This window comes from Rhizobium sp. Root1212 (assembly GCF_001424985.1).
Lineage (GTDB): Bacteria > Pseudomonadota > Alphaproteobacteria > Rhizobiales > Rhizobiaceae > Pararhizobium.
Map to the genome: position 1 here is coordinate 22,340 of NZ_LMDA01000022.1, position 25,900 is coordinate 48,239.

At 62.2% G+C, this 25,900-nt stretch carries 25 protein-coding genes; 12 read left to right on the forward strand and 13 right to left on the reverse strand.

Annotated elements, in window-relative coordinates:
* Nucleotides 1-169: 169 nt before the first annotated feature.
* Nucleotides 170-1,135, reverse strand: a complete 966-nt coding sequence (locus tag ASC86_RS16300; RefSeq protein WP_056323365.1) for an MBL fold metallo-hydrolase — start codon at nucleotides 1,133-1,135, stop codon at nucleotides 170-172.
* Between the two features lie 246 nt (nucleotides 1,136-1,381).
* Between ASC86_RS16300 and ASC86_RS16305 the strand changes: the two genes are divergently transcribed.
* Entirely contained in the window at nucleotides 1,382-2,374 is a 993-nt protein-coding gene (locus tag ASC86_RS16305) for a GlxA family transcriptional regulator (protein WP_056323368.1), read from the forward strand.
* Nucleotides 2,375-2,438: 64 nt separating this feature from the next.
* On the opposite strand, the gene ASC86_RS16310 is transcribed toward ASC86_RS16305, so the two are convergent.
* Entirely contained in the window at nucleotides 2,439-2,918 is a 480-nt protein-coding gene (locus ASC86_RS16310) for a chemotaxis protein CheW (RefSeq protein WP_056323370.1), read from the reverse strand.
* A 269-nt stretch (nucleotides 2,919-3,187) separates the two neighbouring features.
* Between ASC86_RS16310 and ASC86_RS16315 the strand changes: the two genes are divergently transcribed.
* A complete protein-coding gene (locus tag ASC86_RS16315; RefSeq protein WP_056323371.1) occupies nucleotides 3,188-3,586 on the forward strand; it encodes a hypothetical protein in 399 nt (132 codons plus the stop codon).
* 6 nt (nucleotides 3,587-3,592) lie between these two features.
* Here the strand turns inward: ASC86_RS16315 and ASC86_RS16320 are convergent, their stop codons facing one another.
* The 3 genes from ASC86_RS16320 to ASC86_RS16330 all read right to left on the reverse strand — a co-directional run bounded on the left by ASC86_RS16320 (nucleotide 3,593) and on the right by ASC86_RS16330 (nucleotide 7,542).
* Nucleotides 3,593-4,714 carry a mandelate racemase/muconate lactonizing enzyme family protein gene (locus ASC86_RS16320; protein WP_056323374.1) on the reverse strand — a complete coding sequence of 374 codons (1,122 nt, stop codon included), beginning with the start codon at nucleotides 4,712-4,714 and terminating at the stop codon, nucleotides 3,593-3,595.
* Between the two features lie 180 nt (nucleotides 4,715-4,894).
* Nucleotides 4,895-6,394, reverse strand: coding sequence for an aldehyde dehydrogenase family protein (locus tag ASC86_RS16325; protein WP_056323377.1), 1,500 nt, complete (start codon nucleotides 6,392-6,394; stop codon nucleotides 4,895-4,897).
* A gap of 2 nt (nucleotides 6,395-6,396) precedes the next feature.
* Nucleotides 6,397-7,542, reverse strand: a complete 1,146-nt coding sequence (locus ASC86_RS16330) for an iron-containing alcohol dehydrogenase (protein ID WP_056324245.1) — start codon at nucleotides 7,540-7,542, stop codon at nucleotides 6,397-6,399.
* Nucleotides 7,543-7,648: 106 nt separating this feature from the next.
* On the opposite strand from ASC86_RS16330, the gene ASC86_RS16335 reads away from it, so the two are divergent.
* The 4 genes from ASC86_RS16335 to ASC86_RS16350 all read left to right on the forward strand — a co-directional run bounded on the left by ASC86_RS16335 (nucleotide 7,649) and on the right by ASC86_RS16350 (nucleotide 10,123).
* A complete protein-coding gene (locus ASC86_RS16335; protein ID WP_244477634.1) occupies nucleotides 7,649-8,551 on the forward strand; it encodes a LysR substrate-binding domain-containing protein in 903 nt (300 codons plus the stop codon).
* A gap of 130 nt (nucleotides 8,552-8,681) precedes the next feature.
* Nucleotides 8,682-8,891, forward strand: coding sequence for a hypothetical protein (locus tag ASC86_RS16340; protein ID WP_056323379.1), 210 nt, complete (start codon nucleotides 8,682-8,684; stop codon nucleotides 8,889-8,891).
* An 84-nt stretch (nucleotides 8,892-8,975) separates the two neighbouring features.
* Entirely contained in the window at nucleotides 8,976-9,863 is an 888-nt protein-coding gene (locus ASC86_RS16345; protein ID WP_056323381.1) for a DUF6030 family protein, read from the forward strand.
* 14 nt (nucleotides 9,864-9,877) lie between these two features.
* Entirely contained in the window at nucleotides 9,878-10,123 is a 246-nt protein-coding gene (locus ASC86_RS16350; RefSeq protein ID WP_056323384.1) for a DUF982 domain-containing protein, read from the forward strand.
* Between the two features lie 58 nt (nucleotides 10,124-10,181).
* Here the strand turns inward: ASC86_RS16350 and ASC86_RS16355 are convergent, their stop codons facing one another.
* The 8 genes from ASC86_RS16355 to ASC86_RS16390 form a co-directional block, all read right to left on the reverse strand.
* A complete protein-coding gene (locus tag ASC86_RS16355) occupies nucleotides 10,182-11,903 on the reverse strand; it encodes an ABC transporter substrate-binding protein (RefSeq protein WP_056323387.1) in 1,722 nt (573 codons plus the stop codon).
* A 78-nt stretch (nucleotides 11,904-11,981) separates the two neighbouring features.
* On the reverse strand, nucleotides 11,982-12,401 hold the full coding sequence (locus tag ASC86_RS16360) for a DUF2160 domain-containing protein (protein WP_056323390.1): 420 nt from the start codon (nucleotides 12,399-12,401) through the stop codon (nucleotides 11,982-11,984).
* A gap of 13 nt (nucleotides 12,402-12,414) precedes the next feature.
* Nucleotides 12,415-13,239 carry a carbohydrate ABC transporter permease gene (locus ASC86_RS16365; RefSeq protein ID WP_056323392.1) on the reverse strand — a complete coding sequence of 275 codons (825 nt, stop codon included), beginning with the start codon at nucleotides 13,237-13,239 and terminating at the stop codon, nucleotides 12,415-12,417.
* 17 nt (nucleotides 13,240-13,256) lie between these two features.
* On the reverse strand, nucleotides 13,257-14,123 hold the full coding sequence (locus tag ASC86_RS16370; protein ID WP_056323395.1) for a sugar ABC transporter permease: 867 nt from the start codon (nucleotides 14,121-14,123) through the stop codon (nucleotides 13,257-13,259).
* Between the two features lie 5 nt (nucleotides 14,124-14,128).
* Nucleotides 14,129-15,199, reverse strand: coding sequence for an ABC transporter ATP-binding protein (locus tag ASC86_RS16375; protein ID WP_056323398.1), 1,071 nt, complete (start codon nucleotides 15,197-15,199; stop codon nucleotides 14,129-14,131).
* A 10-nt stretch (nucleotides 15,200-15,209) separates the two neighbouring features.
* Nucleotides 15,210-16,292, reverse strand: a complete 1,083-nt coding sequence (locus ASC86_RS16380) for an ABC transporter ATP-binding protein (protein ID WP_056323401.1) — start codon at nucleotides 16,290-16,292, stop codon at nucleotides 15,210-15,212.
* Nucleotides 16,293-16,335: 43 nt separating this feature from the next.
* Nucleotides 16,336-17,853, reverse strand: coding sequence for a glycerol-3-phosphate dehydrogenase (gene glpD, locus ASC86_RS16385; RefSeq protein WP_056323403.1), 1,518 nt, complete (start codon nucleotides 17,851-17,853; stop codon nucleotides 16,336-16,338).
* A 130-nt stretch (nucleotides 17,854-17,983) separates the two neighbouring features.
* The gene (locus ASC86_RS16390) at nucleotides 17,984-18,748 is read right to left on the reverse strand and encodes a DeoR/GlpR family DNA-binding transcription regulator (protein ID WP_056323406.1); all 765 of its coding nucleotides are present in this window, start codon (nucleotides 18,746-18,748) and stop codon (nucleotides 17,984-17,986) included.
* Nucleotides 18,749-18,911: 163 nt separating this feature from the next.
* Between ASC86_RS16390 and ASC86_RS16395 the strand changes: the two genes are divergently transcribed.
* From ASC86_RS16395 to fdhF, 6 genes are all read left to right on the forward strand, one after another.
* Nucleotides 18,912-19,682: an SDR family oxidoreductase gene (locus ASC86_RS16395; protein WP_056323408.1), complete on the forward strand. Its 771-nt coding sequence runs from the start codon at nucleotides 18,912-18,914 to the stop codon at nucleotides 19,680-19,682.
* Between the two features lies 1 nt (nucleotide 19,683).
* The gene (locus tag ASC86_RS16400; RefSeq protein ID WP_056323410.1) at nucleotides 19,684-20,577 is read left to right on the forward strand and encodes a LysR family transcriptional regulator; all 894 of its coding nucleotides are present in this window, start codon (nucleotides 19,684-19,686) and stop codon (nucleotides 20,575-20,577) included.
* A 147-nt stretch (nucleotides 20,578-20,724) separates the two neighbouring features.
* A complete protein-coding gene (locus ASC86_RS16405; RefSeq protein WP_056323412.1) occupies nucleotides 20,725-21,204 on the forward strand; it encodes a formate dehydrogenase subunit gamma in 480 nt (159 codons plus the stop codon).
* The gene (locus tag ASC86_RS16410; protein WP_056323415.1) at nucleotides 21,201-22,757 is read left to right on the forward strand and encodes an NADH-quinone oxidoreductase subunit NuoF; all 1,557 of its coding nucleotides are present in this window, start codon (nucleotides 21,201-21,203) and stop codon (nucleotides 22,755-22,757) included. Before ASC86_RS16405 ends, ASC86_RS16410 begins: the two co-directional genes overlap by 4 nt.
* The gene (locus ASC86_RS16415) at nucleotides 22,754-22,969 is read left to right on the forward strand and encodes a DUF4287 domain-containing protein (protein WP_056323417.1); all 216 of its coding nucleotides are present in this window, start codon (nucleotides 22,754-22,756) and stop codon (nucleotides 22,967-22,969) included. Before ASC86_RS16410 ends, ASC86_RS16415 begins: the two co-directional genes overlap by 4 nt.
* Before the next feature lie 51 nt (nucleotides 22,970-23,020).
* Nucleotides 23,021-25,900, forward strand: a complete 2,880-nt coding sequence (fdhF, locus tag ASC86_RS16420) for a formate dehydrogenase subunit alpha (RefSeq protein WP_056323419.1) — start codon at nucleotides 23,021-23,023, stop codon at nucleotides 25,898-25,900.

A 25,900-nucleotide genomic window follows, 5' to 3' on the forward strand; every position in this document is an offset into this window, starting at 1 on the left:
ATCCGTTCGGAAGAGGAATCGGGGGGCGTTGCTTGAAACCGAACGGGGCGCCGGAAGGTGTCATATTTTAAAATTTCCGTGCGGGAGCTTCCGGCGCCCCGGCTTTACATTCTCTCCCTCCGGCGTTTTTGCGCGCGGGGACATTCGCCATGCCCGCGTGCAAGAAGCATCAGAGCGGCTTGCCGTTCAATGGCACGTAACGATAGGCATCGCCCTTGCGTTCGGCATGGCCCAGGCCGGAATAGGCCCAATGATAGCCGATCAGCATGGTCTTCTCGCTGGCGACCCGGTCCATCAGCTTGACCCGGTTCCTGATCCCCAGTTCCTGATCGGTATCGAAGCCGAATTTCCAGGCCGGATGCTCGAAGGAAACGACGCCATTGGTCGCCGCATCCGCGGTGATGATCAGCCCGTCGCCGCCATCGAATTCGAGCGAGATATGCCCCGGCGTATGGCCGGCAGTGTCGAGCACGCGGATGCCGGTGACGATATCGTCGCCCGCCTTCACCATCCGCACCCGGTCCTTCACCGCAAAGAGATCGCGCTTGGCGCCCAGCGCAAAGGCATGCAGCGGCTTGGGATACTTACTGTCGAAGTCAGGATCGGCCCAGAAATTCCACTCCCTCTCGCTGACGATGTAGTCCGCATTGGGATACCGCAGCGTCCCGTCCTTCCTCACCGTCGCCCCGGTGTGATCGGGATGGGCATGGGTGAAGACGACCTTGGTGATCTCAGCCGGATCGATGCCGGCAAGCTTCAGGTTGGTCTCCAAAAGCCCCGCTGTCGCCTGGAAATTATCGCCGGAACCGACATCGATCAGGATCAGGTCCTTGGCCGTCCGGATCAGCGGAATGTTCGAAGGCGTCGGCGTCGCCTCGATCGTGCCGCCCAGCCGCTTCAGGATCGCATCGCGTTCATCCTCGCCGGCTTCCGGCATGATTATACTGGCCGGCAGGTTGATGAACCCGTCGCTGAAGACGGTGATATCGAAAGCACCCTGTTTGAGGCTCGGCGCCTCGGCGGCAAAGAGCTTTTTCGGCAGGAGAGAAAGAGCGGCAAGCGAAAGACCGAGACCCAGAAACTGGCGGCGGTTTTCATCGAGGAGGATATCGGCGGCTATGGCAGCGTGGGACATGGCGGGTCTCCTTGGGTTTATCGGGTTGATAAGATGCCCCGGCACCGGGAAGGAACGGTGCCCGGCGTGCTTTGCCTTCTCCCCGAGGGGAGAGGTTCTGTTCGCTTGTTTATCCGTTTGATTTTTCTCGATAAGCGGCTCGTTTTCGTGTGTTTCGGGCCAGCCCCTCGTCTGGTTGTTTTTATACGACGTGCCGCCTACACTCGGGATTGGCGAAACTGACATTAAGCGCGACGGAAGTGACAAATGGCGGTGGAAGCAGCAGAGATCGGTATCGTCATTTACCCGGACGCCCAGCGGGCCGCGATCCACGGGCTGACCGATCTGTTCCATGTCGCCAACCTGATGAGCGACGAACAGGGCGGCCGTGCACCGGCAAAAATGCGTGTCAGCCACTGGCAGCTGTCAGCGGACGCCCGATCCGTCGAAAAGGTCTTCGACAGCCACCCCGGCCCAAGTCGCGGCCTGGTCGCGCTGATCCTGCCGCCGAGCCTCACCAACCTGCCGGTCGGCGAGCGCATGGGTGCCTTCCCCGCATGGATCAGGGAACAGCACGGCGCCGGCACGACGATCTGCTCGATCTGCGGGGGTGCTTACCTCATGGCGGAGTCAGGCCTGCTGGAAGGCCGCTCGGCAACAACCCACTGGACCCATTCGGATTTGATTTCCGGCCGCTTCCCCGGCATCAAGGTGGATGTAACAAAGCTGATCATCGACGACGGCGATATCATCACCGCCGGCGCGATGATGGCCTGGATCGATCTCGGCCTGAAACTCGTCGCCCGCTTCATGAGCCCGAGCATCCAGCTCGCCACGGCGCGTTTCATGCTTGTCGATCCCGCCGGCCGCGAACAGACCTTCTACAGCACCTTCGCCCCAAAACTGCACCATGGCGACGAGGCGATTTTGAAGATCCAACACTGGCTGCAGGCGCACCACGCCGAAAAGATCACCATGGAGATGATGGCCGACCGCGCGGGCCTCGGCGAACGCACCTTCCTGCGCCGCTTCCACAAGGCGACCGGCATGAACCCGACGGAATACTGCCAGCAGCTCAGGATCGCCAAGGCCCGCGAACTGCTCGAAATCTCCAGCATCAAGGTCGAGCAGATCGCCTGGCAGATCGGCTACGAGGACCCCGGCGCCTTCCGAAAAATCTTCCGCAAGATCCTCGGCCTCTCCCCCGGCGAATACCGCCGCCGCTTCTTCGTCGGCGAGGATGACGCTGCGCTCGTGTGACCCCACAAACGAAAAGAGCGGCCTCTCGGCCGCCCCTCAAATTCTTCAAAAACGAAGGCGCCGATCAGGCTGCCATGTCGTCCATCTCGCGTTCCTTGAACATGCGGGCGAGGTTAAGGAAGCAGATCATGCCGGTCTCGTTGGCGATGATGCCTTCCGCATAGCTCTTGTCGAAGGAGGTCGTGATTTCCGGAACCGGCTGCACCTGATTGCCCTGGATCGTCAGGATATCGGAAACCCGGTCGACGACGAGGCCGATGACCATGTTGTGCACTTCGGCGACGACGATGGCGCTGCGCTCGTTGGCGGTCGTGCTCTTCATGCCGAGCTTGTGGGCGAGATCGATGATCGGAATGACCGTGCCGCGCAGGTTCATGACGCCGATGACTTCCGGCGGCGAATGCGGGATCGGCGTCGAAGGCGCCCAGCCGCGGATTTCGCGGATCGTCGTCGTCCTGACGCAGAACTCCTGATCGTGAAGGCGGAACGCGATGATCTCGAGCGTTTCGCCGTCAAAGCCGGCCATCTTCAGTGCATTCGTCATCTTCGGTCCTTCCCGCAGCTTCAAGCCCCGGACGCATGGCGTCGGTAGAATGTGTTGATTGCCGGCGACATCCGGTGCGGGCGCACTGCTTCATGCGCGGCCCTGGGGACCGTCTGCGCCAGAAGCGAACTATAAAAGGAAATCGTTAAAAAGATGCTCGCAAGGCAAAGCCGGCCTATAATCGCCCAAAATCGGCGCTCACCGCCGGCCCACTGAAGTGATAGAATCCCCTTCGTACCCATCGAGGGGGTGTTTTGGGAGGGGAACCCATGCCACGCATCGCGCATCTTTATTTTCGCACGGCAATCGTCTTTTTGATCGTCGGTCTCTGTATGGGCCTCAAGATGGGCATATCCGGGGATCACAGCATCATCGGCGCTCACGCCCATGCCAATCTTCTGGGCTGGGTCACCATGGCCATCTTCGGTGGCTACTATGCCCTGAACCCGGAAAAGGCCGAGCGCCGCATCGCCATGCTGCAATATGCCGTCTACACTTTCGGCGTGGCGCTCATGGTGCCGGCACTCTACCTGATGCTGTCCGGCAACCCGGCGCTGGAACCGGTCGTCGGCATCGCCTCGCTGATCACCTTCGCCGGCGTCCTGATGTTCGCCTTCATCATCTTTTCGGGCAGCAGCGCCACGCTTCGCCGGGCGCCGGCCGAATAAACCAGCTCACAGCCTCGTCGCCGCCAGCCGCTCCTCATCGAGCACGACGCCGAGGCCCGGCACCTCGCCAAGTTCCAGCCAGCCGCCCGTGTGTTTCAGCGGCGCTGCCATCGGATAATCGCGCCGCGCCTCGCTCCATTCCGGGTTATCATAGGGATACTCAAGGAACGGCGCATCGCCGCAGCCGGCCGTCAGATGCGCATTGGCCAGCACCCCAATGCCGTTGGTCCAGGAATGCGGTGTGAACATCACCCCCGCCTCCCGCGCCTGGAAGGCAAGCCTGCGGCAGCCGGTAATGCCGCCGACCAGAGCCACATCCGGCTGAATGACATCGAAGGCGCGTGTCTCGATGATATCGCGGAATTCATAAAGCTCCCGCGTCATCTCGCCCCCGGCAATCCGCAGCGACGTCGCATCCGAAAGCCTGCGCATCCCCTCGCGATCCGACCGGTGCAGCGGCTCTTCCATCCAGAAGACGCCGAGCCGTTCCAGCTCGCGGGCAACCGCCAGCGCATCCTTGAAATGCCAGGGCAATGTCGTATCCCAGGGCATGCGCCAACCCTGATTGCAATCGACCATCAATTCCAGCCGGTCGCCGACCCGTGCGCGGATCGCCTCCAGCGCCCGCACATCGGCCCGCCATCCGCCACGCCCGCCGGACGAAGCGGAAAACCGCACCTTCATCGCCGGAAAACCTTCCTCGATATATCGCTCGGCCTGATCCGCCATGGCCGACGGTTCGCGCAAAACGCCCGAAGACGCATAAAGCCGCACCCGATCCGCCCTCCCACCCAGCATGCGCCAGACCGGTTCACCGGTGATCTTGCCGGCAAGATCCCAGAGCGCCAGATCCATCGGCCAGCAGCGGCCATAATGGAAATTGATATGGGAGAGCACTTCGTAATGCCGCTCCAGATGGCGCGGATCATGACCGATGAAAAGCTCCTCGTGCCCCTCGAAACCCTTCATCAGGTCGCCCGAACCGATGCCCTCGCGCCCCTCGTCATCCCGGACGCGAACGATCGTCGCATCGAAATGTTTTCGCGGCCGGCCATCCCAGCTGGCCTTGAAGGCCGGGTCGAGCGGCAGTCGATGGTGGCTGATCTCGATGGAAACGATCTTGCTCATGGGGCTCTCCTGCGGAATGGCAACCAGTCTCTGTTGTCCTCTCTCCCCGCCTGCGGGGAGAGGGTTAGGGTGAGGGGCAAATCTCGGCACCCGCAAATGCCGCGGCTTCCGCCCCTCCTCCGCCCTATCGGGCACCTTCTCCCCGCAAGCGGGGAGAAGGAAATGCCGCACCCTCGTCTGTCAGCCGAACTGCTGCCAGATCGTCTTGTAATCGCAATATTTGTCGATCGCATGCACCGAGCGGTCGCGGCCGAAGCCGGATTGCTTGAAGCCACCGAAGGGCGTTGCGAAATTCGACATATCGTAGGTGTTGATCCAGACGGTACCCGCGTGGATCGCCTCGGAAAAGCGGTGCGCCCGGTTCATGTCGCGGGTAAAGACCGCTCCCGCCAGCCCATAGATCGTATCGTTGGCGATCTTCAGCGCTTCCTCCTCGGTATCGAAAGGAATGGCAGCCAGCACCGGCCCGAAAATCTCCTGCCGGGCAAGGCTCATGTCGTTGCTCATGTCCACGAAGACGCCGGGCGAGATATAATAGCCGCCGGTGTCGGAGAGAACCTGTTCGGCCCCGAAGGCACGACGGGCACCCTCTTTTTCGCCGGCCGCGATCATCGAGAGCACCTTGTCCATGTGTTCTTTTTCGATCAGCGCGCCGATCTGGGCGGCGGGCTCGAACGGATGGGCAAGGGCGATATCGGTTTTCGCGACAGCCTCGATCTTTTCGATCAGGGCCTTTTGCACCGAACGATGAACGATGAGGCGGGTGGAAGCATGGCAGGTTTCGCCGGAATTGTAGAAACAGCCCCAGGCCGCTGCCGAGGCCGCCGCATCGAGATCGGCATCCTCGAAAACGACGAGCGGCGACTTGCCGCCAAGCTCCAGCGCCACCCGCTTGACGTTGGACCCTGCAGCATAGCCCATGATCAGCTTGCCGACCTCGGTCGAGCCGGTAAAGGCGATCATGTCGACATCCATATGCAGCGCCAGCGGCTTGCCGGTTTCCTCGCCAAAGCCGGTGACGACATTGAAGACGCCGGCCGGAAGCCCCGCCTCGACGGCAAGCTGCGCCAGCCGGATCGCCGAAAGCGAAGATTGCTCCGCCGGCTTCAGCACCACGGAGTTGCCGGCGGCGATCGCAGGCCCAAGCTTCCAGGCATCGATGATCATCGGATAGTTCCACGGCGTGATCGCGCCGATGACGCCGATCGGCACCTTGCGCACCAGCGCGCGGGCATTCGGCCCGGTCGGGGCGATCTCGTCATACATCTTGTCGATCATCTCGGCATAATACTGGATGCCGTCGGCGCAGAGCCGCACATCGACGTTGAGCGAGGCAAGCACCGGCTTGCCGACATCGAGCGTTTCGAGCAGCGCCAGCTCCTCGCCATGGGCACGGATCAGTTCGGCCCATTTCAGCATGATCTTCTTCTTTTCCAGCGGCTCCTTGTGACGCCACACACCGCTTGCGAAGGCGGCACGGGCCGCGGCGACGGCGCGGTCGATATCGGCGGCGTCACCGCGCTGCAGCACGGCGCCGGGCTTTCCGTCCATCGGGCGCGTCCGGGTAAACGTACGCCCCGAGGCAGTCGCAACGGACTGGCCGTCAATGAAATGCCGACCGTCGACAGCAAGGGCGGAAAGGGCTTTTTCCCAGTAATCGCGTGTGTAGGAAGCGGTCATGATCAGGCAGCCTTCGGCAGGGACATGATGGAAGCGGCGAAATGATCGATATCGGCATCGGTGACATCGCGGATGGTCGAGCGCCGCATCGGCTGGTTTTCCGGCGCCTTCATCTCGGCGGCGAGCGCTTGTCCGTCGAAGGCGGAGAAGCCGGCCGGCAAGGCGCGGACGATAGCGACACGATCCATCAGCCCGGTGACGAAAGCCGGAAGGGCCGCGGCATCGGCAAGGCCTGCGGCGCGGGCGGCGGCATTGAGATCGGCTGTCTCCGCCTCGACCAGCCAGGCAATCGTCGCCTCGAAGCCGAGCGCGGTGGCAAGGCCGTGATGAACGGGGGCAAGACCGGCCAGCGCATGGCTGATAGTGTGGGCGATGGCCGTGCCGCAATTGTCGATGGCGATGCCGGCATAGCAGGAGCCGAGCAGCACCTTGCCGCGGGCTTCGAGATTGTCCGGTTCCGTCACCGCCGTTTCCAGCGAAGACGTCAGCAGCCGCAGCGCCTCATGGGCGTAGAACGTGCCGCCGGCATGGGCATTGCGGTTGGTCGCGGCTTCGAAGGCGTGAATGAAGGCATCCATGCCGCACCATGCCGTAAGATTGGCGGGCAGCGTCGCCGTCAGGACGGGATCGAGAATGACCAGATCCGCCTTGGTTTCCGCACCCCAGATCCAGAGCTTCTTGCCTTCCGGCCCGGCGAAGATGTTGGTGGCGGAGGTTTCCGAGCCGGTGCCGGCGGTGGTCGGCACCATGATCTTCTTCAACGGGTGCTTCGGCAGGGGATTGGCGGCGAGCGCATAATGCATCGCATCCTTGCCGGAGGCAGCACAACAGGCCGCGATCTTGGCGATATCGAGTGCCGAGCCGCCGCCGACGCCGATGACCAGATCGGCCCCTCTGACCGCCTCCGTCGCAGCGCGGACATGGGCGAGTTTCGGTTCGCCGGCAAAATCGGAGAACACGCGCGCACCGATGCCGTTCTCCGCGAGGCTTGCGGCGATCGTATCGGCAAGACCCGAGCGGGCGAGGAAACCATCGATGACGAGCGCGGCGGATTTGACCCCGCCAAGACCGGCGGTGGCGGCGCCGATTTCCCGGTGCAGATCGTTGCCGAAGCGGATTTCAGGAACGAAGGAGGTGGAGAAGCTCACGGGGCACATATCCTGATGCGAATGGATTGCTTTACCCTGCATCACAATCTGATATTTTCAAATCCGGCCAATTCTCGGCAATATCGATGATTTCAGGTTATCCAGGATGATGCTGAGCCACATACCGCTCGAAGCCTTCCGCGTCTTCGACGCCGCCTGCCGGCATATGAACTTTTCCCGCGCCGGTCGGGAACTCAATATCACCCAGGCGGCCGTCAGCCGGCGGATCAAGGGGCTGGAGGAGCATCTCGGGGCCGATCTCTTCGAGCGCCGCGGCAAGAACCTCGCCCTGACACCAAAAGGCGAGCGTCTGTTCCAGCGGGTGCGGGCAACGCTCGACTATCTGGAAGAAAGTCTCGAAGCCTTTCGCCCGCAGACGGGCGGCACGATCGCGATTGCCGCCAGCGGTTCGGTCTCCCATCTCTGGCTCGGCCGTCGCCTGCGCGATTTCGGCAACGAGAACCCGCAAACATCCCTGCGCCTCCTCACCTCCGACACTCCGTCCGATCTCGCGTCCGAAAACAACGACCTTGTCATTCTCTATTCCACCGGCGAGCACCCGCGCTGGGACCTGACGCTGCTGATGCCGGAAGTGCTCGCCCCGGTCGCGGCACCGGGTTACCTCGAAAACCGCGGCATCGACCCCACCACGGTCACGACAGATGACATCGCCCGCTTCGATCTCATCGATTACGAGCGCTTCAACGCCCACTGGATCTCGTTCCGGCAATGGTTCGATCGGGTCTCCACGGCACCGCGCATAAAACCGCCCGCGCCGCGCTACTCCTTCTCGACCTATGTGATGGCGATCGATGCGGCGCTTCGCGGCGACGGCATCGCTCTCGGCAGCCTCGGGCTGATCGACCAGCAGTTGGAAGACGGGCGTTTGGTGCGGCTGGGGGTGGCGCAGCTTTCGACCGGCTACGGCTATTATCTCGGCCTGCCGCGTCACAAGACAGTGGCGCCGGAGGTCATGCGACTGCATGCGGCGCTGATCGGGGAACCATGATCTTTTCCCCGGCGTCGAATCGTGCAACTGATGGATATCGCGCCGCTGCGGGGGTTTGTGTCCGGATTACCCTGCAGCTCGATGGCTTTGTGACAGCCGAGGCGCGCGAAATGCAATCTGGAATGTACCGATGCTGTGGTCCTATATCCTGTCGACGCTCTACGGCGCGGTCGTCCTGCTGTTTCTCGACAGCAGTTTCCGTGAGGGCGAACTTGCCGGCGGCGAGTGGGATATGATGCGCGTTCTGGGCCTTCTGGCCTGCCTCGTCTGGCCGCTGCTTATCGTCTATGTGATCCTGTCGGCCTTCCGCCAAAAGCAGTTCAACCGCCGGACACGGTAAATTACGTCCGCACCCGTCCTCCCATTAGGGATTCTGCAGTAGATTGCGCTTAAGCGGAATTGAAAAACGGCGGACAGATCAACGATGGCTGAGGGTAAAAGGGAGCGGTCGGGAAAGCTGTTTTTCCTCGTCGCCTTGCTTGTCATCTTCGCCGGCATTCTGGCGACCGTTCTTCTTGCCAATGACGGACGCAATCTACGACTGCTTTTCCGCTATTTCGGTATCGAACCGCGCGCCCGGATAACCTTGTCTTCCGAACCGGAAAAGCCGGTTCGCGTCCTCCCGATCAAGGGCAAGCGGCTGCCGCCGGCGCGCATGGCGCTGCCCGTTTACGCCTTCGCCGACATGAAAAGCCCGCCGCAGACCTTCCTGCGCATCATCCGCAGCGATCCGCGCAGCCTGTGCGATGAGGTGAAGGAAGCCGGCTTCCGCGGCATGGACTGGGTGATCAGCAGCAGCAACCGCGACAACTGGGAATGTTCCTCGCTTACCACGCTGCTGCCCTCCACCGACGGCAACGGCGCCGATGAATCCTCGATCTTCGTGCTGATCAAGGGCGACGGCGAAAACCGGGTGACCTCCTTCCGCGTCAAGCTCAACATCGAACGCCCGGCCGACAGCGGCCCGGTGGCGGCGCTCGCCGCCGATGCCGCGATGATCTTCCTTGAGCGGGTGCAGTGGGAAAACAGCGAGGAGGTCGTGCGGCTCGTGCGCTCGCTGAAGGAATTCGAGCTGGAAAGCTTCGGCAGCCGCATCCGCTTCAAGAAGGAGATGGGCGACGTGCCGCGTTATAATTTCATGGCTAGCCAGGCCCCCGGCAAACCCCGCAAATCCCCCGTCGCCAGCTTTTTCGACCGCGAACGCTGGCTGCCGCTGTCGGATGACTATAAAGCCCCGATGGTGGGCGGCATGATGGCGGGCGAAGGTTCGGGCGGGCTGCCTTTGCCGACAGAAAATCCGAAGCCGAATTGAAAAGAGACCAGACCATGAGCAACGACTGGAACAAGGGCGTGACACTGGCGCTCGAAGCCCCCGGTAAGTTCACCACCATCAAGACGCTGCAGGAAGCCTCCTGGGCGCTGATCGAGGATTGGCCCGTGGAAGACGGCGAAGCGCTGGATAAGGCCTTGCTTGTCATCGAAGCCGTGATGAAGGGCAAGAAGAAGCCCGAGGAAGCCCGGCTGGCCTTCATCGCCGCCGCCCACGAGGCCGGTATCGAAATCAAGGAATAGCGGCCATAAAAAAACCGCCCGGACACGAGGTCCGGACGGCTTTTGGAGGGAGACCGGCTTACTTCTGCCAGCTCTTGACCAGCTCGTCGTAGTTGACGGTGATCGGCTTTTCCTTCTCGTTCTCGATCTTCAGCTGCGGAGCGAGGTTGCCCTTGGAAACGGCATCCTTGTTCCAGTAGTCGAGATCGTGTTCCTCGGCGAGCTTCGGACCGATATCGCCCTGGACGCCGGAGCGTTCGAGGCGCTGCAGGACCTTTTCCTGCTCGGCGCACAGCGAATCCATGGCTTCCTGGGCGGTCTTCGCACCCGAGGACGCATCACCGATCGCCTGCCACCACAGCTGGGCCAGCTTCGGATAGTCCGGAACGTTCGTGCCGGTCGGCGACCACTGGACGCGGGCCGGCGAACGGTAGAACTCGATCAGGCCGCCGAGCTTCGGCGCGCGGTCCGTGAAGCTCTGGTGCTGGATCGTCGATTCGCGGGTCAGCGTCAGGCCGACATGGCTCTTCTTGACGTCGACGGTCTTGGAGGTGACGAACTGCGCATAGAGCCATGCGGCCTTGGCGCGGTCCTCAGGGGTGGACTTGAGCAGCGTCCAGGAACCCACGTCCTGGTAACCGAGCTTCATGCCGTCCTTCCAGTAAACGCCATGCGGGCTCGGAGCGAAGCGCCACTTCGGCGTGCCGTCGGCATTCACGACCGGCAGACCGTCCTTGACCATGTCGGCCGTGAAGGCCGTGTACATGAAGATCTGCTGGGCGATTTCGCCCTGGGCCGGGACCGGGCCGGATTCGGAGAAGGTCATGCCTTCCGCGGAAGCCGGTGCATAGGCCTTGATCCAGTCCAGATACTTCTGGATCGAATAGACCGCCGCAGGGCCGTTCGTGTCGCCGCCACGGGCGACGCAGGAGCCGACCGGCTGAGACTTCTCATTGACCTTGATGCCCCATTCGTCGACCGGAAGACCGTTCGGCAGGCCCTTGTCGCCGTTGCCGGCCATCGACAGCCAGGCATCGGTGAAGCGCCAGCCGAGCGACGGGTCCTTCTTGCCGTAGTCCATGTGACCATAGACCTTCTTGCCGTCGATCTCGCGGCCGGTGAAGAACTCGGCGATGTCCTCGTAAGCGGACCAGTTGACCGGAACGCCGAGATCGTAGCCGTACTTCGCCTTGAAGTCCGCCTTGTTCTTCTCGTCGTTGAACCAGTCGTAGCGGAACCAGTAGAGGTTCGCGAACTGCTGGTCGGGCAGCTGGTAGAGATCGCCGTCCGGAGCGGTCGTGAACTTGGTGCCGATGAAGTCGGCGAGATCGAGACCGGGGTTGGTCACGTCCTTGCCTTCGTTGGCCATCCACTTGGTCAGCGAACGGGCCTGCTGGTAGCGCCAATGGGTGCCGATCAGGTCGGAGTCGTTGACATAGGCGTCATAGACGTTTTCGCCGGACTGCATCTGGGTCTGCAGCTTTTCGACGACGTCGCCTTCGCCGATCAGGTCGTGAGTGACCTTGATGCCGGTGATCGCGGTGAAGGCAGGCGCCAGAACCTTGGATTCATATTCGTGGGTGGTCAGCGTTTCCGAAACCACCTTGATCTCCATGCCGGAAAGCGGCTTGGCGGCATCGATGAACCACTGCATTTCCTTTTCCTGGTCGGCGCGGGAAAGCGTCGAAAGATCGCCGACTTCCTTGTCCAGGAACTGTTTGGCTTCGTCCATGCCCGCGAATGCGGTGCCGGTCAGTGCCAGGAGCATTGCTGCCGTAGAAGTGAGTAGGTGCCGTCGCATTATGTCCTCCCTTATAGGTTTTGCGATTGCAGTTGCGATCCGTCCAGCTCCATCCCGGACGGCATTCCAATGCTTGCCTCAGACCAGCTTGAACACGCCGATGGCGTAGACGAGCGAGAGGGCAAGAGCCCACCATTGGCCGGTGCCGACGAGGCCCAGCCATGCGAGATTGATGAAGGCGCTGCCGAGCAGTGACACAAACAGGCGGTCGCCCCGCGTTGTCTCGAAGCGCAGGATACCGACCCGCGGATTGCCGCCGGGACGGGCGTACTCCCACACGGCCATCAGCGCCAGAAGCAGGAAGATCGTCAGGAAGAACATGGCCGTCGGGAAGGTCCAGGCCATCCAGCCGCCGGGAATGAGCGACGCGAACCAGTCGCGGTTGCCGTCCTTCACCGGAAGCTTCATGACGAGCAGCCAGGCAGCCACGGCATAAATGCCGATAACGATGCCGAGCAGGACCGGCCAGCGGCCGTTGCGGTTTTGAGCAGCAGTCATCAGACCCTCCCCCTTAGACCCGACCAAGGGCAAAGCCCTTGGCGATGTAATTGCGGACGAAATAGATGACGAGGGCGCCGGGGATGATGGTGAGCACGCCGGCTGCCGCCAGCACGCCCCAGTCCATGCCCGATGCCGATACGGTGCGCGTCATGGTCGCGGCGATCGGCTTGGCGTCCGTCGTCGTCAGGGTGCGGGCGATCAGAAGTTCGACCCACGAGAACATGAAGCAGAAGAAGGCAGCGACGCCGATGCCCGACGCGATCAGCGGCACGAAAATCTTCACGAAGAACTTCGGGAAGGAATAGCCGTCGATATAGGCGGTCTCGTCGATTTCCTTCGGCACGCCGGACATGAAGCCTTCCAAAATCCAGACGGCGAGCGGCACGTTGAACAGGCAGTGCGCGAGCGCAACGGCGATATGCGTGTCGATCAGGCCGAAAGCCGAATAGAGCTGGAAGAACGGCAGCGCGAAGACGGCGGGCGGCGCCATGCGGTTGGTGAGCAGCCAGAAGAACAAGTGCTTGTCGCCGAGGAAGCGGTAGCGCGAGAAGGCATAGGCCGCCGGCAGCGCCGCCGAAATCGAGATGATCGTGTTCAGGACCACGTAGATGATCGAGTTGATATAACCCGAATACCAGGCGGGATCGGTGAAGATCACGATGTAGTTCCGAAGCGTCGGCGCATGCGGATAGAGCGAGAAGGTGCCGGTGATCTCGGTGTTCGTCTTGAAGCTCATGTTGACCAGCCAGTAGATCGGCAGGAGCAGGAAGAGGATGTAGAGGGTCGGCACGATCCAGGAAAGGTTGCGGCCGGAAGTTTGCGTTGCAGTGGTCATGGGGCTCGCCTCCTTTCTTACGTTTCAGCGTCGCTGTTGGTCATCACGGTGTAGAATATCCACGACAGCAGCAGGATGATCAGGAAGTAGATGATCGAGAGTGCTGCAGCCGGACCGAGGTCGAACTGGCCGACGGCCATCTTGACCAGGTCGATCGACAGGAAGGTCGTCGAGTTGCCCGGACCGCCGCCGGTGACGACGAAGGGTTCGGTGTAGATCATGAAGCTATCCATGAAGCGCAGCAGGAAAGCGATGAGCAGCACGCGCTTCATCTTCGGCAGCTGGATGTAGCGGAACACCGACCAGCCCGAGGCACCGTCGATCTTGGCTGCCTGGTAATAGGCATCCGGGATCGAGACGAGGCCGGCATAGCAGAGCAGCACGACGAGGCTCGTCCAGTGCCAGACGTCCATGATGATCAGCGTGACCCAGGCATCGAAGACGTTGTTGACATAGTTGTAGTTCACGCCGAGCGCCGTCAGCGAATAGCCGAGCAGGCCGATATCGGTGCGCCCGAAGACCTGCCAGATGGTGCCGACGACGTTCCACGGAATGAGCAGCGGCAGCGCCATCAGGATAAGGCAGACCGGCACGCCGAGACCTTTCTTCGGCATGTTGAGCGCGATCACGATGCCGAGCGGGATTTCGATCAGCAGGATGATGCCCGAGAAGATCAGGTTGCGGGTCAGCGCATCCCAGAAGCGGTCGGAATGCAGCGTATCGGTGAACCAGTCGGTGCCGGCCCAGAAGAAGGCGTTGTTGCCGAAGGTATCCTGCACCGAATAGTTCACGACCGTCATCAGCGGGATGACCGCCGAGAAGGCGACGAGCACCAGCACCGGCAGCACCATGAACCAGGCCTTGTTGTTCCAGGTCTTTTCCATGGGTCTCAGGCCTCCGCGCCGACGCGCCAGGAATTGGCGTAGATGTTGATGGCGGCCGGATCGAAGGTGATCTTCGGATCGGCGGGGATATCGCTATCCTCGTGCATGACGATCGCCAGCGGACGGCCGGCAAAGGAGGCGCGAACGATCTTCTGGCGGCCGATATCCTCGACTTTGGTGATCGAGACCGGCATGCCCTCGCGGCCGAGCCGAACGAATTCCGGGCGGATGCCGAGTTCTGTCCTGGCGCCGGCGGCAATCTTCGGCGCGAAGCCGAGGCTGACACTGCCGTCACCGAGATCGACGGTCGAGCCGTCGATCTTCGCCGGCAAAACGTTCATGCCCGGAGAGCCGATGAAATAACCGACGAAGGTATGCTTCGGCTTTTCGAAAAGCTCGGCCGGCGTGCCGATCTGGACGATCTCGCCGTCATACATGACGACGACTTTGTCGGCGAAAGTGAGCGCTTCGGTCTGGTCGTGGGTGACATAGACCATGGTAAAGCCGAACTGCTTGTGCAGCCGCTTCAGCTGCGAGCGCAGCACCCATTTCATATGCGGATCGATGACCGTCAGCGGCTCGTCGAACAGGATGGCGCTGACGTCGGAGCGGACCAGGCCGCGGCCGAGCGAGATTTTCTGCTTCTGGTCGGCGGTGAGGCCGCGGGCCGTCTTCTTGGCACGGTCGGCAAGGCCGATCATGTCGAGAATTTCGGTGACGCGGCGATCAACCTCGTTTTCCGGGACGCGGCGGTTGCGCAAGGGGAAGGCGAGATTGTCGTAGACGGTCATCGTGTCGTAGATGACCGGGAACTGGAACACCTGGGCGATGTTGCGTTCCTGGGTCGACAGGTTCGTCACATCCTTGCCGTCGAAGAGGATCTTGCCTTCGGAGGGCTGCAGGAGCCCGGAGATGATGTTGAGCAGCGTGGTCTTGCCGCAGCCGGAAGGGCCGAGCAGCGCGTAGGCGCCGCCATCGTTCCATTCGTGATGGACTTCCTTCAGCGAATAATCCGATGGCGATTTCGGATTCGGGCCGTAGGCGTGACGAAGATGTTCGAGCGTGATGCGTGCCATGATGGTCTCCTCACGCCGCGTGGGCGGCTTGGCCGCCGGTTGCCCGGCCGTCCGGCCCGAAGGCCATCAGGTGACGGGTATCGACAAAGAGTTCGATCACCGTATCCGGGTCGAAATCATGGATGCCGTGCTCCAGCATGACCCAGCGCGAGCCGGCGGCTTCCACGTGGATGAAGCTTTCGGAACCGGCGATTTCCGCGATGATCACCCGCGCCTTCAGGGCGGCCGCCGAGGCATCCGGCCGCGCGAGCGACAGGTGATGCGGCTGGAAGGCGATTGTCACCGGACCATCGGCGATGGCGGACAGATGGGCAGGAACCGGCAGCACGGCGGCGCCGTCGCGCTCGAAGCTTGCGCCCTTCTTGACGAAATCGACGGTGTTGAGCGGCGGATCGGCGAAGGTCCTGGCCGAGACCAGATCGACCGGCCGGCGATAGACCGAGATCGTCGGGCCGAACTGGGTGATGCGGCCCTGGTTCAGGGTCGCGGTGTTGCCGCCGAGAAGCAGAGCCTCGGTCGGTTCCGTGGTCGCATAGACGAAGATCGAGCCGGTGGCCGCGAAAAGCTTCGGCAGTTCCTCGCGCAGTTCCTCGCGCAGCTTGTAGTCGAGATTGGCGAGCGGCTCATCGAGCAGCACGAGGCTGGCATTCTTGACGATGGCGCGGGCGAGCGCCGTGCGCTGTTGCTGGCCGCCGGACAGATTGAGCGGCGTGCGATCGAGATAGGGCGAGAGCTTCATCAGCTCGGCGGCCTTCCTCACCTCACGGTCGATGGTGGCCGCATCCTTGCCGGCGATGCGCATCGGCGAGGCGATGTTTTCATAGACCGTCATCGCCGGATAGTTGATGAACTGCTGGTAGACCATGGCGACGCTGCGATCCTGCACGCGCACGCCGGTCACATCCTTGCCGTCGAAATGGATCGTGCCTGTCGTGGGCTTGTCGAGCCCCGCCATCAGCCGCATCAGCGACGTCTTGCCCGACAGCGTCGGGCCGAGAAGCACGTTCAGCGACCCCCGCTCCAGCACAAGGTTCGTCGGGTGGATATGCGTATCCGCCCCCACAACCTTGGTTATGTTTTTCAGTTCAAGCATTACCAGGCTTCCTCCCAGCCGGAGCTAAAATGGCATGGCGCCCTCAGGCGACGTCGCGCATCTTCTCCCGCATATAATTCTCAAGTCCGGCGACTTCGGCCGGAACCATGTTCAGGCCGAGCTTGGTGCGACGCCACAACACGTCTTCCGCGTAGCGCGCCCACTCCCTTGTCATCAGCCAGTCGACTTCGATCTGGTAGAGGTCGGCGCCGAAGTGGCGGCCGAGATCCGCAACCGACTTCGCCTCTCCCAACAAGCGCGCGGCAAGCGTTCCATACAGTCGCACGAGACGCCGGGCATGACGATCTGCGAGAAAGGCGTAGCGGCTCTTCAAGCTCGACACCTGCGCCTCATAACCCGTGGCGGGGAAATCGCCGCCCGGAAGCGAACTTCCGGCCGTCCACGGCGCACCCTTGGCGCCGATCGCCTCGACGATCTTTTCCATCGCGTGCTCGCCAAGCCGGCGATAGGTGGTGAGCTTGCCGCCGAAGATATTGAGGAGCGGCGCATTGCCGTTTCCGTCATCGACCTTCAGCACGTAGTCGCGGGTCGCCTCCTGCGCCTTGGACGCGCCGTCATCGAACAGCGGCCGCACGCCGGAATAGGTCCAGACGATATCGGAAGCCTCGACCGGCTCCTTGAAATACTCGCTTGCGGCCTTGCAGAGATAGTCGGTCTCGGCCTCGGTGATGCGGACATTATGGGGATCGCCGGTATAATCGCGGTCGGTCGTGCCGATCAGCGTGAAATCCGTCTCGTAGGGGATGGCGAAGATGATACGACCGTCCGGATTCTGGAAGAAATAGGCACGCGGATCGTCGAACTTCCTGCGCACGACGATGTGGCTGCCCTGCACGAGGCGGACATTATGGGCGCTGTTGTTGCCGAAGACACCGGACAGCACAACATCGACCCATGGCCCCGCCGCGTTGACGAGCATGCGCGAGGTGAAGCGGCGGATCGTGCCGGTGGCGCGGTCCTCGACATCGATATGCCAGAGGCTGCCTTCGCGGCGGGCAGAGGTGACACGGCTGCGGTTCAGGATGAGGGCGCCGCGATCGGCGGCATCACGAGCGTTCAGCACCACCATGCGGGCGTCGTCGACCCAGCCGTCGGAATATTCGAAGGCCTTGGTGAACAGCGCCTTGAGCGGCTTTGCCGCCGGATCGCGGCGCATGTCGAGCGTCTTGGTCGCCGGCAAGAGCTTGCGACCGCCGATATGATCGTAAAGGAAAAGACCAAGCCGGATGAGCCAGGCCGGGCGGATGCCGCCCTTGTGGAACGGCAGCACGAAGCGCATCGGCCAGATGATGTGCGGTGCCATCGCCCAGAGCACTTCACGCTCCATCAGCGACTCGCGCACCAGGCGGAACTCGTAATGTTCGAGATAACGAAGGCCGCCATGGATAAGCTTGGTGGCTGCCGAAGAGGTGCCGGAGGCGAAGTCGTTCATTTCGGCAAGGGCGACCGAATAACCGCGACCCGCCGCGTCCCGCGCTATGCCGCAGCCGTTGATGCCGCCACCAATGACGAAAATATCGAATTGAGCTTCCGCAGGCACGCCTTCCCCTCCCACATTCCGCAGCGCACAATTTGTGCGCTTGCGAAAGTGAAATCAGTTAAAGCGAAAATTTTTCGAATGTCAAACGAATGTTATAAGAAAACCAAATGCTAATAAACGGCGCCCACGATCAGACGCCGGTTTCGACCAGCCGAACGTCCCGTTCCTGGCAGATCGTCCTGATATTCTCGACCGGACAGCGGTCTGTGATGAAGGTATGGACCTGGCTGATATGGCCGATGCGAACCGGCGCGGTGCGTTCGAATTTGGTCGAATCCGAAACCAGAATGACGTGCCGGGCATTGGCAATGATCGCTTGGGCGACTTTCACTTCCCGGTAATCGAAATCCAGAAGCGCACCGTCATGGTCGATAGCCGAAGCGCCGATGACGGCGTAATCGACCTTGAACTGGCGGATGAAATCGACGGCGGCTTCACCGACGATGCCGCCGTCCGAACCACGCACGACGCCGCCGGCAATGACCACCTCGATGGCCGGGAAAACACGCAAGCGATTGGCAACATTGATATTGTTGGTGATAACCATCAATTCCCGATGATCGAGAAGCGCCTCGCCGACGGCCTCGGTCGTCGTGCCGATATTGATGAACAGCGAGGAATTGTCGGGGATGAGGGCAGCTGCCGCCTGGCCGATCGCCTGCTTTTCGGTCGCGGCGATGGAGCGGCGCGCTTCGTATTTCACATTTTCGTTTCCACGCGGGAAAATCGCGCCGCCATGCATGCGGGTCAGCATGCGCGCGTCGCAGAGATCGTTCAGATCCTTGCGGATGGTTTGCGGCGTGACCGAAAAACGGCCGGCAAGCTCATCGACGAGCACACGCCCCTCGGTCTTGGCAAGTTCCAGAATCTCGGATTGGCGCCCCGTCAAATACATCGATGTCCCTACCTATTTCGTTTTCTTTCATGATAGGCAAAAACGAAAGCTACGCAAACGCTGAAATACGGCGGGCACCATGATCGCGAAGCCAGCCAGTGACGGTCCATTTGCAATTGTGGCCGGGATGGGCCAGCCTGCTTTGATGACGGGAGGATTTGAGATGTTTCACCCATCCTTGTTCAAGGGCATGAATGTGGTCGTGACTGGCGCGGGGCGCGGCATCGGCCTGGAGGTCGCCCGGCTGTTTCTCGATTGCGGCGCGCATGTGCTGCTGCATGGCGGGCGTAGCCCGCATGACGAGCTGCCGGATTTTCTAGCCGACGCCGTCGCGGAGGCCCGCGCCCATATCGTCTACGGCGACTTCCTGACCGACAAGGGCATCGAGGACGTGGTGCGCCAGTCCGACAGCCTGTTCGAGCATGTCGATGTGCTGATCAACAATGCCGGCACCATGGTCGGGCGCTTTCCGGCGGCCGAACTGACGGACGACCAATACGAGACCGTTGTACAGCTCAACCAGACCTCCGTCGTCGAGATCACGCGGGGGCTGTTGCCGCAACTGCGCCGGTCGACACAGGCGTCGATCGTCAACACGGTTTCGATTTCGGCGCTGACCGGCGGCAGCGCCGGGTCGGCGATCTATTCGGCGACCAAGGCCTTCGTCGCCACCTATTCCAAGGCATTGGCGCGGGAACTGGCGCCCGAGGGCATTCGTGTCAACTGCGTTTCGCCGGGCACCATCACCACCGATTTCCACGAGCGCTATTCGAGCCCGGACAAGCTGGAAGCGACGCGAAAAACCATTCCGCTGCAACGTCTCGGCACGCCGGAGGATTGCGCGCCCGCCTATCTCTTCTTCGCCTCATCGGCGCTGTCCGGCTACATCACCGGGCAGGTGCTGGAGGTGAATGGCGGCCAGTTGATCTGCTGACATGATCGACAAGCTGGAATTCTTCATCGCACTCGCGCAGGAGCGGCATTTCGGCAAGGCGGCCGAACTCAGCGGCATTACCCAGCCAACGCTCTCGGCCGCAATCCGCCAGTTGGAAGACCAGCTCGGCGTGATGCTGGTGGTGCGCGGCACGCGCTATCAGGGGCTGACGCCGGAGGGCCAGCGTGTGCTCGAATGGGCGCGGCGCATCGTCGGCGACAGCCGCACTATGCGCGAGGAGATGCGGGCGGCGCGCAAGGGGCTGGTCGGGCACATCCGCCTCGGCGCGGTGCCGACGACGCTCGCCATGGTGCCGAGCATCACCGGGCCGTTTCAGGAAAAACACCCCGAGGTGACCTTCAGCATCATCTCCACCACATCGCTGAAAATCCTCAGCCTTCTGGAAAATCTGGAGATCGATGCGGGGCTGACCTATCTCGAAAACGAGCCGCTGGGGCGGGTGACCAGCGTGCCTCTGCAGGTGGAGCGCTACCATCTGGTGACGGCGGCGGGAACGCCGCTCGCAGATCGCGAAAGCGTGACCTGGAAGGAAGTCAGCACTCTTCGGCTTTGTCTATTGACCGCCGACATGCAGAACCGCCGCATCGTCAACCAGCATTTTGCCGAGGCTGGCGCGGTGGCAGCGCCGACGCTCGAATCGAATTCGATGATCGTGCTCTTCTCCCATGTCCGCACCGGTCACTGGGCAAGCATCATGCCCTATAACGTCGCGAATTCATTCGGCTTTCACGCGGACATCAAGATCATTCCGATCACCGAGCCGGATGCGCACCACACCGTTGGACTGGTGGCGACACACCGCGAGCCCTTCACGCCGCTGGTCTCGGCCCTGCTGCACGAAGCGCGCATTCTCGGCGAGAAAAAGGCGCATTGATAGAAATTTTCTATCGACCCACGAAACACCCGTATTGACCCGGCAAAGCCCGGCTGCGAAGGTTCGCTAATATACCGGCGGCAGAGAGGAGCAGGAGGCTCGCGACGCCGCTTCGAAAGCAGGCTTGGCCTGGCGGGAGGTTCGAACGTGAATTTGCATATGCCCGTGCCGGATATCGAGGAGCGCACGCTCGCGATCGTCAATGCGCTGAAGGGGCTCGAAGGCCCGCTCCTGCCGATCCTGCATGAGATCCAGGCCGAATTCGATTTCGTGCCGGAAGACTGTCTTCCCGTCATTGCGCGCGAACTCAATCTTTCGCGCGCCGAAGTCCACGGCGTCGTGACCTTCTATCACGACTACCGCCGCCACCCCGCCGGCCGTCATGTGCTGAAACTCTGTCGGGCCGAGGCCTGCCAGTCGATGGGCGGGGATGCGCTGGCCGAGAAGGTCAAGGCATTGCTGGGCATCGATTTCCACGAGACGACCGGGGACGGCGCTGTGACGCTGGAGCCTGTCTATTGTCTCGGGCTCTGTTCCACCGCACCATCAGCGATGCTCGATGGCGAGGTGCATGGACGGCTCGATGACGACGCCATTGCCGAACTCGTTTCGGAGGCACGCCGATGACCGTCACGATCTTCGTTCCCCGCGATGCCGCAGCGCTTGCCTGCGGTGCCGACAAAGTGGCTGCCGCCATCGAAAAGGAAATTACCGCACGCGGGCTTGATGCGCACGTCGTGCGAAATGGCTCGCGCGGCATGCTGTGGCTGGAGCCGTTGGTCGAGGTGAGCACCGATAACGGTCGCATCGCCTATGGGCCGGTGCGCCCCTCGGATGTCGCCGCGCTCTTCGATGCCGGCTTGCTGGAGGGCGGCGCCCATGCGCTCTGTCATGGGCCGACGGAGAGTATTCCCTTCTTCTCCAGCCAGACCCGCCTTACCTTCGCGCGCTGCGGCATCACCGATCCGCTGTCGCTGGACGACTATCGCCAGTATCGCGGCCTGAAGGGGCTCGAAAAGGCGATTGCCATGGCGCCGGCCGGGATCGTCAAGGCGGTGACCGACAGCGGCCTGCGCGGACGCGGCGGCGCGGGTTTTCCGACCGGCATCAAGTGGAAGACGGTGCTGGATGCGGCGGGACCGCAGAAATACATCGTCTGCAACGCCGACGAGGGTGACAGCGGCACCTTCGCCGACCGGATGATCATGGAGGGCGATCCCTTCGTGCTGATCGAGGGCATGGCGATCGCCGGCATCGCGACGGGTGCGACCAAGGGTTACGTCTATATCCGCTCGGAATATCCGCATGCGATCGAGGTGATGGACGAGGCGATCCGCATCGCCCGGCAGAACAAGGTTCTTGGACCCTCGGTGCTCGGCTCGCCCTATACCTTCGATATGGAAGTGAGAAGTGGCGCCGGCGCCTATGTCTGCGGCGAGGAAACCTCGCTCTTGAACAGCCTCGAAGGCAAGCGCGGCATCGTGCGCGCCAAGCCGCCGCTGCCGGCTTTGCAGGGTTTTCTCGGACGGCCGACAGTGGTCAACAACGTGATGTCGCTGGCTTCCGTGCCGATCATTCTTGATCAGGGCGCGGAATATTACCGCGATTTCGGCATGGGCCGCTCGCGCGGCACAATCCCGATCCAGATCGCCGGCAACGTCAAGCATGGCGGGCTTTACGAAGTCGCTTTCGGTCTGACGCTGGGCGAGATCGTCGAAAAGATCGGCGGCGGCACGGCAAGTGGTCGCCCGGTTCGCGCCGTGCAGGTCGGTGGGCCGCTTGGGGCCTATTTCCCGGTCTCGCTGTTTGATACGCCCTTCGATTATGAGGCTTTTGCGGCAAGAGACGGGCTGATCGGCCATGCCGGCATCACCGTCTTCGACGATAGCGTCGACATGCTGAAGCAGGCACGCTTTGCCATGGAATTCTGCGCCATCGAAAGCTGCGGCAAGTGCACGCCCTGCCGCATCGGCTCGACCCGTGGGGTCGAGACCGCCGACAAGATCGCCCGCGGCATCGAGCCGGAGAAGAACAAGGTGCTGCTCGCAGACCTCTGCAACACGATGAAATTCGGGTCGCTTTGCGCACTGGGCGGGTTCACGCCCTACCCGGTCATGAGCGCGATGACGCATTTCCCGGAAGATTTTGCGCCGGCACCAGTGGTGGAGGCTGCGGAATGAGCGACACGGAAAAGGTCAAAGGCCCGGCCTCCTACTTCCCCTCGATCGAGAAGACGTATGGCCAGCCGATCGAGCACTGGAAAGCGATCGTTCGCGCGCAGGAAGGCAACGCTCATATGCAGATCGTCGCGTTTTTGAAAGAAACGCACGGTCTCGGCCACGGCCATGCCAATGCCATCGTTGCAGCGACGCTCGCCGAGACGAAATCGTAAGAATAGACCCGAAGCCGCCTGCGTGCGGCGCAGAATTGCCCGGAGGTTCCCATGTCCCTCGTTCCTGAAATCGACTACGGCACGCCCGCCTCCCTTTCGGAAAAGATGGTGACGCTGACCATCGACGGTCGCGAGATCACCGTGCCGGAGGGCACCTCGATCATGCGGGCTTCGATGGAAGCGGGCATCCAGGTGCCAAAACTCTGCGCCACCGACATGGTCGATGCTTTCGGCTCCTGCCGCCTCTGTCTCGTGGAGATCGAGGGGCGCAACGGCACGCCGGCCTCCTGCACGACCCCGGTCGCCGCCGGCCTTAAGGTGCATACCCAGACCTCCCGCCTGAAGGACATCCGCAAAGGTGTGATGGAGCTTTACATCTCCGACCACCCGCTCGACTGTCTGACCTGTGCCGCCAATGGCGACTGCGAGCTGCAGGACATGGCGGGCGCCGTTGGCCTGCGGGATGTGCGCTACGGCTATGAGGGCGACAACCACGTCAAGGCGCGCGACAACGGCGAAACCAATACCCGCTGGATGCCGAAGGACGAATCGAACCCCTATTTCACCTATGATCCTTCCAAGTGCATCGTCTGTTCGCGCTGCGTGCGCGCCTGCGAAGAGGTGCAGGGCACCTTTGCGCTGACGATCGAGGGCCGCGGTTTCGACAGCCGCGTTTCGCCCGGCATGCACGAGAATTTCCTCTCCTCCGAATGCGTCTCCTGCGGCGCCTGCGTACAGGCCTGCCCGACGGCGACGCTGACGGAAAAATCGGTGATCGAGATCGGCCAGCCCGAGCATTCGGTCGTCACCACCTGCGCCTATTGCGGCGTCGGCTGTTCCTTCAAGGCGGAGATGCGCGGCGAGGAACTGGTGCGTATGGTGCCTTGGAAGGACGGCAAGGCCAATCGCGGCCATTCCTGCGTCAAGGGCCGCTTCGCCTATGGCTATTCCACTCATCGCCAACGCATCCTCAACCCGATGATCCGCGAGAAGGTTTCCGACCCATGGCGGGAAGTGACCTGGGAGGAGGCCTATGCCCATGTCGCCTCCGAATTCCGCCGCATCCAGTATCAATACGGCCGCGATGCGGTCGGCGGCATCACCTCGTCGCGCTGCACCAATGAGGAAACCTATCTGGTGCAGAAGCTGGTGCGCGCCGGCTTCGGCAACAACAATGTCGATACCTGCGCCCGCGTCTGTCATTCGCCGACCGGCTACGGTCTCGGCCAGACCTTCGGCACCTCCGCCGGCACGCAGGATTTCGATTCGGTCGAGCACTCCGATGTCGTCGTCATCATCGGCGCCAATCCGACGGACGGACACCCGGTCTTCGGCTCGCGGCTGAAAAAGCGGCTGCGCCAGGGCGCCAAGCTGATCGTCATCGATCCGCGCCGCACGGATATCGTGCGCTCCCCCCATATCGAAGCGGCCTATCACCTGCCGCTGAAGCCCGGCACCAATGTCGCCGTCATGACGGCACTCGCCCATGTGATCGTCACCGAAGGGCTGTTCGATGAGGCATTCATCCGCGAGCGCTGCGACTGGTCGGAATTCGAGGACTGGGCCGCCTTCGTCGCCGACGAGAACCACAGCCCGGAAGCCGTCGAGAAATATACCGGCGTGAAGCCGGAAGACCTGCGCAGCGCGGCGCGGCTTTTCGCCGCCGGCGGCAATGGCGCGATCTATTACGGCCTCGGCGTGACCGAGCACAGCCAGGGCTCGACCACCGTCATCGCCATCGCCAACCTCGCCATGGCGACCGGCAATATCGGCCGACCCGGCGTCGGCGTAAACCCGCTGCGCGGCCAGAACAACGTGCAGGGCTCCTGCGACATGGGCTCCTTCCCGCACGAGCTGCCGGGCTATCGCCACGTCTCTGACGATGCGACGCGCGACACCTTCGAGAAGATGTGGGGCGTCAAGCTCTCCGACGAACCCGGCCTTCGCATTCCCAACATGCTGGATGCGGCCGTCGACGGCACCTTCAAGGGGCTTTACGTGCAGGGTGAAGACATCCTGCAATCCGACCCCGACACCAAGCATGTGGCGGCGGGATTGGCTGCGATGGAATGCGTCGTCGTGCAGGACCTGTTCCTCAACGAAACCGCCAACTACGCCCATGTCTTCCTGCCGGGTTCGACCTTCCTCGAAAAGGACGGCACCTTCACCAATGCCGAACGCCGCATCAACCGCGTGCGCAAGGTAATGACGCCGCGCAATGGCTACGGCGACTGGGAAGTGACCCAGAAACTCGCCCAGGCGATGGGGCTTGACTGGAACTACAGCCATCCTTCCGAAATCATGGACGAGATCGCGGCAACGACGCCGAGCTTTGCGCTGGTTTCCTACGACTATCTCGACAAGATGGGCTCGGTGCAGTGGCCCTGCAACGAGAAGACGCCGCTGGGTTCGCCGATCATGCACATCGACGGCTTCGTGCGCGGCAAGGGCAAGTTCATCCGCACCGAATATGTCGCCACCGACGAAAAGACCGGGCCGCGCTTCCCGCTGCTGCTGACCACCGGCCGCATTCTTAGCCAGTACAATGTCGGCGCGCAGACGCGACGCACCGAAAATGTCGTCTGGCATGAGGAAGACCGGCTGGAAATCCATCCGCACGATGCCGAAAACCGCGGTATTCACGATGGCGACTGGATCAGGCTTGCCAGCCGTTCGGGCGATACGACGCTACGCGCGCTCATCACCGACCGTGTGGCGCCGGGCGTGGTCTACACCACCTTCCACCACCCGACGACGCAGGCCAACGTCATCACCACGGATTTCTCCGACTGGGCGACCAACTGCCCGGAATACAAGGTGACCGCCGTTCAGGTCTCACCTTCCAACGGGCCTTCGGAGTGGCAGATGGAATATGACGAGCAGGCCCGGCAGTCGCGCCGGATCACGGCCAAGCTCGAGGCGGCGGAATAG